The sequence below is a fragment of the Dickeya aquatica genome (assembly GCF_900095885.1).
Taxonomy (GTDB): domain Bacteria; phylum Pseudomonadota; class Gammaproteobacteria; order Enterobacterales; family Enterobacteriaceae; genus Dickeya; species Dickeya aquatica.
Genome location: NZ_LT615367.1, coordinates 618420 through 632082, shown reverse-complemented (window position 1 = coordinate 632082; position 13663 = coordinate 618420). Strand labels below are relative to the sequence as shown.

The window sequence follows — 13663 nt, the reverse complement described above, 5'->3', positions numbered from 1 at the left end:
AGAGACGGCCCCTGACGCCGTTACGGTGCCAGGGGCCGAAGTCCGGCTTACAAACGGGCGTAAGAGGCGGCGTTACGGCCCGCCTGAATCCCGAATACGATGATATCCGCCACCGCATTGCCGCCAATACGGTTACCGCCGTGGATACCGCCGACCACCTCACCGGCGGCAAACGCGCCACGGATCACCCGCTTTTTGCTGTCCAGCACGGCGGTATCGCTGTTAATCACTACCCCGCCCATGGTGTGATGCACGCCCGGCGCAATACGAATGGCGTAAAACGGCCCCTGATTGAGCGGGTGGCGCAGCGCCGTCTTACGGCCAAAGTCACCGTCATGCTGCCCGGCAACAAAGCCGTTATAGCGCGCAAGCGTTGCCGATAACGTCTGTGCGTCCATTGCCAGTTTCTCAGCCAGTTCAGCGCAAGAGACCGCACTCACCACAAAGCCACGGGCCAGGTATTCGTCGGCCGCTTTATTCTTCAGCCTGACCTGCTCATCAAACACAATGTAGGCGTATTTTTCCGGCAGGCCGATAATGGCAGCCGACACCTTGTCGCGGGTTTCCATTTCGTTGAAAAAGCGCTGCCCTTGCTGATTCACCAAAATCGCCCCGCCGCCGCGAATCGACTCGGAGATAAGATAAGAGGTGCCTTGCTCCACCGTTGGGTGAATCTGAATTTCGCCCAAATCCACCGTATCCGCGCCGACTTTCCTGAGAATATGAATACCGCTGCCGGTCGCGCCCTGATGATTGGTGGTGACAAAACCGGCCAAGTCCGGGCGGTATTTCACTACCATATCGCGGTTAGCGCTAAAGCCACCGGTGGCAATCACCACGCCTTTGGCGGCAATCGTCAACTCATCATTATCTTCATTACGCACCCGCACGGCACAAATCGCGCCGTCGCGGTGTTCAATATCGATAAGCGACGTGTCCAGCATCACATCGATATTGCGCTGATTGATGTTTTTCACCAGCCCGCTTATCAAAAAGCCGCCGACCGCCGAGCCATCCGCCGGGCGGTGGGTTCTGTCCACGCTCATGCCGCCGGTGATGGTGATATCGTTCAGTTCGATGCCGCGCTCCGCCAGCCACTCAATCGCCATCGGCGCACCATCGACGAATCGTTTCAGCAATTCGGGATTATTTTTATGCTTACCGCCTTTCAGCGTCTCCTCGTAGAAGTGCGTGGGGTTATCGTCAATGCCTTTCATCTTCTGAAAACGCGTGCCCGCCGCATTCATCCCGACCGATGCCTTAATGGTGTTGCCGCCAATCGTTGACATTTTCTCGACGATCAGCACACTCGCGCCATCATCGCTGGCCTGAATCGCCGCCGCCAGACCTGCGCCACCGCTGCCGACCACCACCACATCATAACGGTGCATTTTTGAAGGGTTGCCGCCTTCGGCGAGGATGGCCGCCTTGGTCGATTTCGCCATGGCGCGGGACACCGCTTTTTTCACCGCTTCACTCTGGGTGGTCGCGCCGGACACGGCATCCACATGCGGGCTGTTGGCCTCAAGAATGCGCTGACGGATCACCGCAAAATGCTGGCGAAACGCCGGATCTTGCGCCGTGTCTTGTTGCAGTACGACATCGGCAATGCGATCGGTTTCCAGGCTGACGCTTATCACCATCTCATGGCTTTCATTCGCAACCGACTCCTCAAACACGCCTGCTTTGAACTTCTTCGCAGACAGGCTCATGTCGCGGATTAACGCTTCTAGCAGCGAAAAACGCCACAGCGGTTCAGGAATGGTCAGGGCTTCGCGTTGGGTGCTATCCATCACCAGCTCAAGCGTGTTGCCAGCGGCGATACGGGCTGCCCAATCCGGGTAGGCGATGCAGGCTTTACCCACCGCCACCAGCGAGTAGCCGTGCTCCAGCGCCACTTCAGCGTCAATTTTATTCACCACGCCACCCACGCCGACAACCGGCACCTGAGCCAGCGTATCTGAGCGCATGGCGCAATATTTTTTGATTAATGGCGTCGGGTCAGTGGTATCAACGATGGACGAGCGCAGCGTATGCCCCATTGAGAAGTGCAGGTAATCCAGGCCGCGCGCCGCCAGTTTTTCCAGCAAATAGAGCGTATCGTCAAAACGAATGCCCGGCACTTCCAGCTCTTCGGGGGAAAAACGGTAGCCGATAATAAAATCCTTCCCGGCATACTGGCGCGCCATCTGATGCGTGATATCCAGCACGGCCAGCGGAAAGCGGGCACGATTATCGCGGCTGCCGCCCCATTTATCGTCACGCTGATTAGAGTGTTCAGAATAGAACTGCTGGATAAGGTAAGTATTGGCACCGTGAATTTCCACCCCGTCAAACCCGGCGGCAATCGCCCGGCGCACGGCAGCGCCAAAGCGGGCGATGGTGGCCTCAACTTCGTCGCCACTGAGCGCACGCGGCACCACCGCGCCCTCGCGCGGTGCGGCAATGGCGCTTGGCGCAACCGGCGTGCGCCCGCCAATCAGCTTCGGCTCCACCATCCGGCCACCGTGATAGATTTGCACAATCGCTTTTGAGCCCTGGGCTTTAATCGCCGAGGCAATTCTGGCCAGGCCATCGATTTTGTTGTCGTTATCAATGCCAATCGCCCCCGGAAAGGCCAGCCCGCCGTCATCAATAAAGCAGCACTCCACAATCACCGCGCCCAGCTCACCGGCGCGTACCTGATAGTATTCCACCAACTCTTTGGTGACAGACCCATCATAAAAGCCGGTGCAGGTGGTCATCGGGGCCATCAGCAGGCGGTTTTTCAGCTCAACGCCGTTGGGCAAGATAAACGGGCTGAAGACCTGGTCATGATTCGTCATAAATAGACTCCGTAAATTAACAATGTTTTATAGGCTTGAAATGGGGTATCGGTTTATTGTTTTTGATTTTGCTTAGTGGGCCGATGTCATAACGTTAATATGAGTGTCTTTTTAGTTTATAAATAATCAAATTAGTTAATTAACTAATTATTCAGCACAATGTCACTATGTTGTTTAAATCGTGATTCAGTAAAAAATAACTTAGTCACATTCACTCAAAAGGGCGTAACGTTTTATTTACCTGAGATAATGGCGGGTATATACAGTGACGCGATAAAATCGGTCTTGTTATGCGAAGGTGCCGGGAAAAAACCTTAAAAAACGAGACACTACAGAAAAACCATCGTATTTATCATGACATAAATGACGAAAAATCGCGCAAGGCATATTCCGGTTAGACAGAAAATGAAGAGGGAAAATCAGCAAATAAAAAAGCAGCGTTAAAATAAAAAATAAAACACAGGTTTATATTTTAATTTACCGTACAATCATAAAAGAATCTGACAGATAAAAAGACCATAGGGGCGGCAGCCGATATTCTTTACCGCATGCGATTATTCGGCGCATGTTTTCCGATGCGCCTTCACCGTGAAGGTGAAGGCAAAACATCAGCAGAGAATACCCATCACGCCATATTGCCCGTTCTGCTCTCTCTAAGCGTGCAGTGCAACGATAGCTTATCAAGGCGACGGCAATAAGAACGCTTTAAACTGCGGCGTCATCATCGTTTCAAAGCCTTTATCGGTCTTGGTAATCAGGTAAACCGCCAGCCCCTGCTGTTTGGCCAGTTCCAGCGCTTTTTCCGGGCCCAGCACCATCAGGCCGGTGTCCCAGCCATCCGCTTCCAGCGCGGTGCGGGCGATCACCGTGGCTGAAACTAACTGATGGGTAATCGGCCGCCCGGTGGCCGGGTCTATCACATGAGAATAGCGTTTGCCGTCTTGCTCAAAGTAGTTGCGATAGCTGCCGGAGGTGCTGATGCCGTAACCCTGTAAGTCAACGGCGGCTTGTATCGCGTTCTCTTTATCGGTCGGTTTCTGAATGGCCACCCGCCAGGGTTGCCCCTGCCCGTTTACGCCACGGCTGGAAATGGCCCCGCCGACGGAGACCAGATAATGGCTGATGCCGTTGCGGGTCATCAATTGCGCCAGCAAGTCCGCGCCATAGCCTTCGCCAAGGGTGGACAAATCCACATACAGATCCGGCAAGTCTTTCTGGAGCCACTCCCCCTGGTGATTGCTGATAAGCCGCAGGTGCGCCAGCCCGACTTTACGCCGCGCCTCATCAATTTGCGCCTGTGTCGGGATAGTCACAGGTTGCTTTTGCGGGCCAAAGCCCCACAGGTTAACCAACGGCCCGACGGTAATATCCATCGCGCCGCCCGTCGCACGGCCAATACGTTGCGCCGCCAGAATGATATCCGCCATGCCGCTGGGAATTGGCTGCGGGTCGCTGCCGCTGTAGCGATTAAAACGCGATAGCACCGACTCACTGCGGTAGGTGGAGATATCGTTATTCGCCTGTTCCAGCACGGCATCGATATCATGCTGCAATTGCGCGCTTTGCACCGGCAACTCGCCGCTGATTTTCACGCTATAAAACGTACCCATCGTTTTACCTTCAAACACCGTCAATGGGCGTGATACTTCGGTGGTTGCCGGTTTACAGGCACTTAACAGGCCGATAACAGCACACAGCCATACCGATTTAAGGGCGCTCGTCGCCATGAGAAAAACTCCTGAATCACAATGACGCGCTATTGATAGAGCAAGCGGCAGCGATTGGAAAGTAACAAATGGCGAAAAGTTGTTTAAACGCAGAACAAAACAGGAAGGGAGAGCAAACGGGCGCGAATCAACGCGCCCGCACAGGGGGTCAGCGTCGGGTTTATTGCGCCGCTGGCGGGGTTTTCTCTTTCAGGCGTTTAGCAAAATTCTCGTTAAACTGCTTTTTCTGCTCCGGCGTCAGCACATTGTACATTTTATTCTGAATTTCCAGGTGTTTGAGCATTTGAGCTTTATTGGCCTGCGCCATTTGGTTAACCACGCTGTCAGCCTTGGCTTTATCGAAACTGTCCGAGGCAATCAGACTGTGCCATTCGCTGCGCTGTTCAGCCGAAGGACGGGAATTGTCTTTTTTAGCGTTTTCAACGATGTCTCGCATTTTCTGGCGTTGCTCGTCGCTCAGGTTCAGCCCTTTAAACATCATGTCATGTTCCATGCCACGCTCACCGCCGTGGTGTTTCATCATACGCCCGCCCTGTTCGGGTGGGGTGTTATCCTGAGCATAAGCCGCGCCAGCACTTCCCAACGCCAGAACAGAGGCCACCATAATCGCAGTTAATTTAGACATAAAACATTCCTTCACATTGCGGTTTTCGTTATCAATGCACGGCTGTGCATCAACCTTTGTGATGAGTATAGGCCGCTGAAGTTCAGTAAACCGGGGGCGTGGGTAAAGCTGTGCAAGGGCGATATTCACAATTCGGCCAATTGTGGAGAAGGTGACAATATTGCGTAAGCGCGGCGCGATGCGGGAATAAAAAAGGCCGTTGTCCTGCGCGGTTCGCCAGACAAACGGCCAGAGCAATAGCGGGCGTAGCGCCGGGCGGCATCAGCCTCACCCGGCGATAGCGGTTTCATTATGCTTGTTGTGCCTGCAACAGGCGTTTTTCACGCCGGATTTTGCGCTCTTCCATGATGGCAACCATCGCCATCAGGATGATGCACCCGATTGCGGCAGTATCGAGCGCGGCAAAGGTGCCCGCCCAGCCGGTCAGCCCAAAGATGGGCTTGCCATCGGCAATCATGCCAAGGCCGAGTTTGGCAAAGCTGTCGCCAATCAGGTAGGCGAAGGTGCCTTTGATGCCGTCAGCGGCGCTGATGGCTTTCTTCGGCACGAACCCGACCGCCGCCACACCAATCAACAACTGCGGGCCAAACACCAAAAAGCCGAGTGCAAACAGGGAAGCCAGATAGACATACTGATTGCTGGCATGTTGATACACCCCGAGCGTGGCGATAATCAGCGCCAGTGCGACACAGGCCACCAGCCCGCGACGACCATTGGCCAAATCAGACAGCCAGCCCCACAGTAACGTGCCCACCAGCGCACCGACTTCAAACAGGGTAAAGCCCTGAATGGCGACGTCTTTGGATAATTTCAGCACCTGATAGGCATACACGGTAGACCATTGATCGATACCGATGCGCACCACATACAGGAAAATATTGGAGAAGCATAGCAGCCAAATCACTTTGTTTTTCAGTACGTACTCAACGAAGATCTGCCATTTGCTCATGCTGGCGTCTTCGGCTTCCTGATCTTCTTCAGAAATGGCTTCATCAAACAGCTCTTCTGCTTTACCCAGCCCGTAAGATTCCGGCGAATCGCTGCCAAAGCGCAGGCCGATAAACCCGACAATCAACGCAATAATGGAGGGGAAAACGAACATGCCGATAACATGGCCGTTAAACAGGTAGTTGGCACCGAACAACGCGACGCCCGCCGCCCCGGCACCGCCCAGATTATGGGAGATGTTCCACAGCCCCAGATAGGTGCCCCGCTTGCGCCGCGGTGTCCATTTGGTAATGGTGGAGTAACTGCACGAGCCGCCGGTACTCTGAAAGAAGCCGCTCAGGGCATAGAACGCTATCATCAAAAACAGGCTGACCGAGCCGGTGCCCATGCTGGCGCTAAAACCCAGCATACAAATGGCGGAGAGGATCAGCATAAACGGCAGAAATTGTTTGGTATTTTTGCCATCGGCGTAATAAGACACCAGCGTTTTCCCCACCCCATAGGTGATAGAGAAACCAAGGCCAATCATGCCAAGCTGGGTCATGCTCAGGCCATAGGTACTGATCATGTCATTTTGAGCGATGTTGAAATTCTTGCGGATCAAGTACATGGTCAGGTAGCCAATGAACACCACCAGATAGGACTGCATGAAAGGCTTGAACCACATCTTGCGCCGCGCCTCGAGCGGCAGATCCAGCGTCGGCCGACGCACCTGGTTTAAAAAATTGAGCATGAGATTTCCCCTTACAGGACAGGCGCTGTTGTTGTTATAGCGAATCGAACGGTTGTCATGCGAAATTGTAAAAAACCGCGCGCTGCCAGGCCTGAGGGAACGTCCTGCTCCTGCTAGGAAATTTTCCCGGTTTTGGCGCTATTGACGGCAAACAGTGAAGCGAATCACGCCAGAGGGGGGACGGGCGTGGAGAGGAGGCGCGCAAGAATGGCAGCAGCAACAGCGCAGAAACACCGGCCGCCACCGCGATAACGGCAAAAAAACCCGTCCAGTGCCAGACTTCCATAATGCGCGCCAGCGGCCAGCCAGACAGCGATGCGCCCAGATACGCAAACAGCCCGACAAACCCGGTCGCAGCACCGGCGGCGTCTTTGTGCGAACACTCTGCCGCCGCCATGCCAATCAGCATTTGCGGGCCGAACACGAAAAATCCGGTAGTGAAAAAGCAGGCGGCCTGCATCACATAGCTGGCAAACGGCATCAGCCACAGCGACCCGACGGAGAGCAAAATACCCGCGGCAAAAATCAGGTTCATCGGCCCGCGATTGCCATTAAACAGCTTGTCAGAGCCCCAGCCCGCGACCAGTGCGCCGATAAACCCGCCCAGCTCGAACATGGTCACGGCTGAGTTTGCCGTCACCAGATCAACGCCAAGCGTTTCCGACATATACAGATTGCCCCAGTCGTTGATGGCCGCGCGCACCACGTACACCAGCACGTAGCAGCAAGCCAGCAGCCAAATATAGGGGTTGGTAAACACATATTTGCGCAGGATCTCGCGCCGGGATAACCCTAGGCCTTCTTGCTGCTGGGTTATCTCCAGCGCATCACGACGCCACTCGCCCACGCTTGGCAAACCGAGCGTCTGCGGGCGGTCGCGCAGCCGCCAGCACAAAAACAGCCCGGCGACGATGGCAAGCCCACCCGCTATCATCATGCCCGCACGCCAGCCGTAGTGCAGTGCCGCAGCACCAATCATCATCGGGATAAGCGCTCCGCCGACGTTATGCGCCGTGTTCCAGACAGCCCACCAGCCGCCGCGCTCCGTGCGTGAGTACCAGCTGGTCAACAAGCGGGCGCACACCGGCGCGCCCCAGCCCTGAAAAAAGGCATTCACCATCCACAAGATGGCAAACGACCACAGCGAAGAGGAAAAGCCGAACAGAATATTGACCACGCCGGTTGCCAGCAAACCGATCCCCATAAAATAACGGGCGTTCGAGCGATCGCTGACGATGCCTGAGACAAATTTTGATACCCCGTAGGTGACGTAGAACAGCGTCGCCAGCAAACCGATATCGGTACGCGCCATCAGCCCGCTGGCGAGAATTTCCGGTACGGCGGCATTAAAACTCTTACGCGTGAAGTAGAACAACGCATAGCCGAGATAGAGCGTAATCAGAATATGGCGTCGCCAGTAGCGATAGGTGGACTCGATCGCCGCCGGGTCGCGCAGCGCGGGCGCACTGGCTGGAATGTTCAAAAAACCGCGCATCAGGACACCCCGGTATCAGGCAGTGGCAGTGTGACCGTCAGGCGGGTGCCGTGCGTACACGAGAGCTGTAACGTGCCGCCCAGCGCGGTGACGCGCTCGCGCATGCCAAGCAAGCCAAATCCGTGTGCGCCGGAGCCCGGCGGCAACCCGCAACCATCATCTTCAATCACCAGCGTCAGCCACTGCCCGTCCTGCTGCACCTGTAGCGTCACCGCACTGGCATTGGCGTGTTTGACAATGTTGTTTAACCCTTCCTGACAGACGCGAAACAGCGTCACCCTCACCCCTTCACTGAGTGAGGTTTCATCAATTTGCCAACGCAGGTGGCTGACGATGCCATAGGCTTCCAGCTCCATTTCACGCAGCAATGAGCGCACCGCCTGCTCCAGCGTCAGGTCATCAAGCTGGCGCGGGCGCAGGCGTCCCATCAGGCGGCGCACCGAGTCATAGACACTGAGCGAGAGTTTTTCTATCAACGCCCCGCTTTGCCGGGCGCTGGGGTGTACCGGCGTCAGGCGCAGCAAAATACCGGCCTGGGTGCGAATTGCCGTGATCGTTTGACCGATATCGTCATGCAGCTCGCGCGCCACATCCCGGCGCACGCTCTCCTCGGTTTCCAGCAGCCGCTCCGCCAGCCGGCGGTTACGCAGCAGTTGGTTTTGCAGCGACAGGTTTAGCTCGCGCAGGCGCTGAATGCCCGCGCCCAGCAAGAGCCCGGTGAGACTCTGGGCCAGCAGCGAAAGCAGTAAATCCACCGGGTGTTCATGCCAGGTCTGGCTGGCTATCAGGGCAATGGCATTCATCAGCGTGGCGATGAGCGCCCCTTGCCAGCCGTAGTGCCAGGCCAGCGCGATAATAGGCAACGCCAGACAAAACGGCGTAAAGCGCGACAGTTCGGCCGGTAAACCCAGTTGCAGCCACAGGCTGATGACAAACAGCAGCAAATACCACAGCAGATGACGCCCGCGCCAGTTCACCGGCTGGGAAACCAGCGCCGGGCCGAGCGGCAGCCAGGTGGCACTGGACAGGTAGTGCCAGATAAGCAGGCAGGCCGGTGACAGCGTTAACCCGCCGGTCAGCGTCAGCAGCAGGACGGTAAACGTCTCCTCACCCCGGCCAAGCCACGGCAGCGACTGCAACAGCGCCGCCGTCACCAGCGCGCCGCCTTGCCACAACAGCGTATGCCAGTCATCCCGACGCGGCAGGCGCGATACCAGCAACACCGGCAGCAAGGTCAACAGGCTACCGAGCAGCAGCAGCGACGAGTGCGCCAGTTTCACTTCCGTCACCAGCCAGGCAGTAAGCCCCCACTCGCTGGCCAGCAACACCGGCCAGAAACGGCGCGGCGCTTGCAGCATCAGCCCGAGGCGCAAGCCAAACGGAAATAGCAATATCGCCAGATCCGGGCGCACCACCAAATGCAGGCTGATGCTCCACAAACAAAACCAGGCGGCGGAAAAGGTAAAACCACTGGCCAGTGCGGCGATAAGTCCGGTGACAAACACGCCCGTCACCACCCCTCAAACATACGGCGCGCCAGCTCGACATCATTGCTGACACCCAGTTTTTCCATCAGATTCGCCCGATGGACATGCACGGTTTTCGGCGACAGCCCAAGCTCGGCGGCGATGGTTTTCACCGCCATGCCTTGCGCCAGTTTTTCCGCCACCTGCCGCTCACGCCGGGTCAGCGGGTCTTGGCGGCCAGACGCCAGTTTCAGTGCGATGTCCGGCGTGAGGTAGCAGCCGCCACCGGCCACGGTTCGCACCGCCGCCACCAGCTCATCAGGGCTGCACCGTTTCGAGAGAAAGCCGCGCGCGCCGGTATTGAGCGCCTGCTCAATCAGCGCCGGGCTGTCGTGTACGGAGAGCATGATCACCGCCATGCCTTTGGGCAGTTGGCCGAGCAGTTCAAGGCCCGACATATCCGGCATGGAAATATCACAAATACACACCTGCACACCGCGCCCCGGCAAACCGGCCAGCGCCTCACGCGCGCAGCCGAATTCGCCTACCACCTGCATATCTGGCTCAAGCCCCAGCAACTGGGCAAAGCCAGAGCGCACAATGAGATGATCGTCAATCAGGGCGAGGGTAATCATGATGTAACCAGGACAAGCAAAGAGGCGCTTACCTTAGCGTTAAGCCCGCATGTGTTCAAGCGCTGAGCAATGGTCAACCCTCGTTCTGTGAGCCTGTGCGCGAACCCAGCGCGAAAAACCGGCACCAGCGCGTATTTCGCCATCCTGCTGCCACGCTTGCCGTGCAATCAGGGCACCGTCAGGTCACAGCAAGGAACGGTGAAAGGCAGCGGCTTCGGCCGCTAACGCCTCAATATGGGCGCGGATCAGGCTAACTTTCTGCAACAGCGGATTGCGCTCGGGCGAGACATCCATCAGGTTGACCCGGCTCACCAGCTCGTTAAGACGCGCGCATAACTCCGCCTCTCGCTGGCGCGCCTGAACCAATTGCAGATGAAGATGCTGATAATCACGTTGCCAGACCTGTTGCTGGCGGCCCACACTGACTTCCAGCGCCTGCAATGCACTCTCCAGCCGTGCCTGCAACTCGTCAATACACATAACCCTTCCTTCGCTGATATACCCTGCGGATTATACTGGCAGGCCCGTATGACAACAAATGCCCGACGGACGTGCCGGGCCAGCCCGCGCTTAGCGTGAGCCTGACGCAGTTTTTACCGCGCGCAGCACCACAAACTTCGCATTGCTGGCCACATTCTCACAGTTGCCAAACAGGCGCTTGAGCTTGTGGAAATAATCCAGATGACGATTGCCGACAATGCGCAGTTCCCCCCCGGTCATCAGGCAGCGGCGCGCATCGAGAAACATTTGCCAGGCGACATCATCGGTCAGCGCCTGTTGTTGATGAAACGGCGGGTTGCATAGCACCGCCTGGAGGCTCTCTTTCGCCACACCGGCCAGCGCGTGGTTGACCACAAAGCTGCTGCGCGCCCTATCCTGTGGCCGATTTTCCTCTACATTAAGGCGGCTGGAGGCGATCGCCATATAGGATTCATCGAAAAAGCTGACATACGCCAGTGGGTTAAGTGCCAGTGCCGCCAGACCGATGACGCCGTTACCACAGCCCAAATCGGCGATTTTGCCCTCGATCTGGGTTGGCAGATGCTGCATAAAAAAACGGGCACCGATATCCAGACCGCTGCGGGCAAACACATTGGCATGGTTGTTGATGCAATAACCGCTGTCATCAAGCGTCCAACGGGTGATAACGGGCGTGGCCCTGGCGCTATCGGCCTGCGGCTGACAGTGAATCAACCGCGCTTTCTTCCAGGCCAGCGACGTGCGCGTCGGCCCCAGAATCTGCTCGAACAGTTCAAGCGTAGAGGTGTGAATATCGCGCGCTTTGGCTGCCGCTATCACCACCGTGTGCGCTGTCACCACTGCGCACAGCTGGCGCAACTGGTGCTCAAGCAGCGCCAGCGTTTTGGGCACCTTTATCACCACCAAGGATGGCGCATCCGGCAGGGCACAGAGGCTATCTTGCAGCGTGACCGACTCTTCAGGATAGCCATTGAGGGCCAGATTATGGCGTGTCGCCAGTTGGCTGAGATAGGAATCGCTGATGCTATACGGCGCTTGCGCCTGTAACGCACAGGCCAGCGCGCCGAACGCATCGTTAAAAATCAGCGTCGGCCCCGGCCCGGAAGGGATGGTCGAAAGCTCCCGTAACAGATATTCATCCGCGGCGTCCCACGCCTGTAGCGTCGCCTGACGCTCCTCGTGCGGGTAGCGCACCAGCGTCAGTGAGGATGTTTCCAGAAATAGTTGGCTCATGGCCGCTCCTGCAAAGCAAAATCTGGCGCTGTTTATCCCTTAAAACGACGCCACAGTAAATGATTTTTCTGCCTTGATGCCACCGCACCCGCTCAGGCTACCGTTTTCCCCACACCAGCGACGATAACAAACCAAAAAGCACACGTCTTTTTAGCCAGGGGGTTGCCCTGCGCAATAGTTGACCCTATGGCGTAACTCACCTATCTTTAATCATGCAAAGGGGAGTAACTTCTCGCTGGTTAATCGTCATTACAGTGCGGCTGCACTCGGTTACCAGGCAACCTTAATGACGCTGTTCACATTAAGTTGTAAGTAAGACCTTGCCAGAAGGCGAGGTTCATTTGCAGCATAGTCATCGCAAACGGCCTGTGCCTTCTGACACAGGCCGTTTTGTTTTCTGATAAGACGGTTTTCTGATAACAACATGTTCTGATAACGACATGCTCTGACGACAACATGATTGATGAAAACGCTCACCGGCTGGCATGCGCCGCTGGAATACGGGCTAAGGGAGAGTGCTATGGTAACGATAGGAACCCCCCTGATGTGGGGTAGTTTTGCGATTATTGTGTTGATAATGCTGGCTATTGATTTGCTTTACCAAGGCAAAAAAGGCTCAACGGTGATGAGCTTCAAACAGGCGGCGGTCTGGTCGCTGGTGTGGGTGACGCTCACGGTGGCGTTTAACGCCGGTTTTTGGTGGTATCTCACCCACACGGCCGGGCGTGAGGTGGCTGATGCCCAGGCGCTGGCCTTCTTTACCGGCTACCTGATTGAGAAAGCGCTGGCGGTCGATAACGTTTTTGTCTGGCTGATGCTGTTTAGCTATTTCGCCATTCCGGCCCAGTATCAGCGCCGGGTGTTGATTTATGGGGTGCTGGGCGCGATTGTGCTGCGCACGATAATGGTGTTTGCCGGAAGCTGGCTGGTGTCGCAGTTTCAGTGGCTGCTGTACCTGTTCGGCGCGTTCTTGCTCCTCACCGGTATCAAAATGGCGCTGGCGAAAGAGGACGGCACCGCCGTGGGTGAAAAACCCGTCGTGCGCTTTTTACGCAGCCGCCTGCGCATGACGGACAGCCTGCACGGCGAGCGCTTTTTCATCCGTCAGAATGGATTGCTGTATGCCACCCCGCTGTTTCTGGTGCTGGTGATGGTGGAAATCAGCGATGTTATTTTCGCGGTAGACAGCATTCCGGCTATTTTCGCCGTCACCACCGACCCGTTTATTGTGTTGACCTCAAACCTGTTTGCCATTCTGGGGCTGCGCGCCATGTACTTCCTGCTGGCCGGTGTGGCGCAGAAGTTCTCGATGCTGAAATACGGGCTGGCGGTGATCCTTATCTTTATCGGTATCAAAATGATGCTGATAGACCTGTTCCACATTCCTGTCGCCATTTCACTCAGCGTGGTGGCGGCGATTTTGCTGGTAACTATCCTGCTCAATATCTGGGTTAACCGCCGCGCCGGGCGCTAACGCCTGCTGACAACATCCTGCG

The 13663-nt window shown here is 56.3% G+C and carries 11 protein-coding genes; 1 reads left to right on the top strand and 10 read right to left on the bottom strand.

The window, feature by feature from the left end:
• Positions 1 to 47: 47 nt before the first annotated feature.
• From DAQ1742_RS02875 to rlmG, 10 genes are all read right to left on the bottom strand, one after another.
• On the bottom strand, positions 48 to 2825 hold the full coding sequence (locus tag DAQ1742_RS02875; RefSeq protein WP_035339717.1) for a flavocytochrome c: 2778 nt from the start codon (positions 2823 to 2825) through the stop codon (positions 48 to 50).
• Between the two features lie 680 nt (positions 2826 to 3505).
• The gene (gene apbE, locus DAQ1742_RS02870; RefSeq protein ID WP_035339715.1) at positions 3506 to 4552 is read right to left on the bottom strand and encodes an FAD:protein FMN transferase ApbE; all 1047 of its coding nucleotides are present in this window, start codon (positions 4550 to 4552) and stop codon (positions 3506 to 3508) included.
• A 160-nt stretch (positions 4553 to 4712) separates the two neighbouring features.
• A complete protein-coding gene (spy, locus tag DAQ1742_RS02865; protein WP_035345713.1) occupies positions 4713 to 5177 on the bottom strand; it encodes an ATP-independent periplasmic protein-refolding chaperone Spy in 465 nt (154 codons plus the stop codon).
• Positions 5178 to 5302: 125 nt separating this feature from the next.
• Entirely contained in the window at positions 5303 to 5467 is a 165-nt protein-coding gene (locus DAQ1742_RS02860; RefSeq protein ID WP_158513802.1) for a hypothetical protein, read from the bottom strand.
• A complete protein-coding gene (gene uhpT, locus DAQ1742_RS02855; RefSeq protein WP_035339713.1) occupies positions 5467 to 6858 on the bottom strand; it encodes a hexose-6-phosphate:phosphate antiporter in 1392 nt (463 codons plus the stop codon). Before uhpT ends, DAQ1742_RS02860 begins: the two co-directional genes overlap by 1 nt.
• A gap of 55 nt (positions 6859 to 6913) precedes the next feature.
• Positions 6914 to 8353 carry an MFS transporter gene (gene uhpC, locus DAQ1742_RS02850; protein WP_408609428.1) on the bottom strand — a complete coding sequence of 480 codons (1440 nt, stop codon included), beginning with the start codon at positions 8351 to 8353 and terminating at the stop codon, positions 6914 to 6916.
• The gene (gene uhpB, locus DAQ1742_RS02845) at positions 8353 to 9858 is read right to left on the bottom strand and encodes a signal transduction histidine-protein kinase/phosphatase UhpB (protein WP_035345709.1); all 1506 of its coding nucleotides are present in this window, start codon (positions 9856 to 9858) and stop codon (positions 8353 to 8355) included. Before uhpB ends, uhpC begins: the two co-directional genes overlap by 1 nt.
• 5 nt (positions 9859 to 9863) lie before the next feature.
• On the bottom strand, positions 9864 to 10454 hold the full coding sequence (gene uhpA, locus DAQ1742_RS02840) for a transcriptional regulator UhpA (RefSeq protein WP_035339711.1): 591 nt from the start codon (positions 10452 to 10454) through the stop codon (positions 9864 to 9866).
• 183 nt (positions 10455 to 10637) lie between these two features.
• Positions 10638 to 10934: a hypothetical protein gene (locus DAQ1742_RS02835; protein WP_035339709.1), complete on the bottom strand. Its 297-nt coding sequence runs from the start codon at positions 10932 to 10934 to the stop codon at positions 10638 to 10640.
• A gap of 90 nt (positions 10935 to 11024) precedes the next feature.
• The gene (gene rlmG / locus DAQ1742_RS02830; protein ID WP_035339707.1) at positions 11025 to 12167 is read right to left on the bottom strand and encodes a 23S rRNA (guanine(1835)-N(2))-methyltransferase RlmG; all 1143 of its coding nucleotides are present in this window, start codon (positions 12165 to 12167) and stop codon (positions 11025 to 11027) included.
• Positions 12168 to 12687: 520 nt separating this feature from the next.
• Between rlmG and DAQ1742_RS02825 the strand changes: the two genes are divergently transcribed.
• Entirely contained in the window at positions 12688 to 13641 is a 954-nt protein-coding gene (locus DAQ1742_RS02825) for a TerC family protein (RefSeq protein ID WP_035339705.1), read from the top strand.
• Positions 13642 to 13663: the final 22 nt, after the last annotated feature.

What these genes read in the sequence shown, in the direction of transcription:
- uhpA (WP_035339711.1), bottom strand. Translation starts at nt 10,454, where the DNA reads ATGATTACCCTCGCCCTGATTGACGATCATCTCATTGTGCGCTCTGGC.
- spy (WP_035345713.1), bottom strand. Translation starts at nt 5,177, where the DNA reads ATGTCTAAATTAACTGCGATTATGGTGGCCTCTGTTCTGGCGTTGGGA.
- rlmG (WP_035339707.1), bottom strand. Translation starts at nt 12,167, where the DNA reads ATGAGCCAACTATTTCTGGAAACATCCTCACTGACGCTGGTGCGCTAC.
- apbE (WP_035339715.1), bottom strand. Translation starts at nt 4,552, where the DNA reads ATGGCGACGAGCGCCCTTAAATCGGTATGGCTGTGTGCTGTTATCGGC.
- DAQ1742_RS02835 (WP_035339709.1), bottom strand. Translation starts at nt 10,934, where the DNA reads ATGTGTATTGACGAGTTGCAGGCACGGCTGGAGAGTGCATTGCAGGCG.
- DAQ1742_RS02860 (WP_158513802.1), bottom strand. Translation starts at nt 5,467, where the DNA reads ATGAAACCGCTATCGCCGGGTGAGGCTGATGCCGCCCGGCGCTACGCC.
- uhpT (WP_035339713.1), bottom strand. Translation starts at nt 6,858, where the DNA reads ATGCTCAATTTTTTAAACCAGGTGCGTCGGCCGACGCTGGATCTGCCG.
- uhpC (WP_408609428.1), bottom strand. Translation starts at nt 8,353, where the DNA reads ATGCGCGGTTTTTTGAACATTCCAGCCAGTGCGCCCGCGCTGCGCGAC.
- DAQ1742_RS02825 (WP_035339705.1), top strand. Translation starts at nt 12,688, where the DNA reads ATGGTAACGATAGGAACCCCCCTGATGTGGGGTAGTTTTGCGATTATT.
- DAQ1742_RS02875 (WP_035339717.1), bottom strand. Translation starts at nt 2,825, where the DNA reads ATGACGAATCATGACCAGGTCTTCAGCCCGTTTATCTTGCCCAACGGC.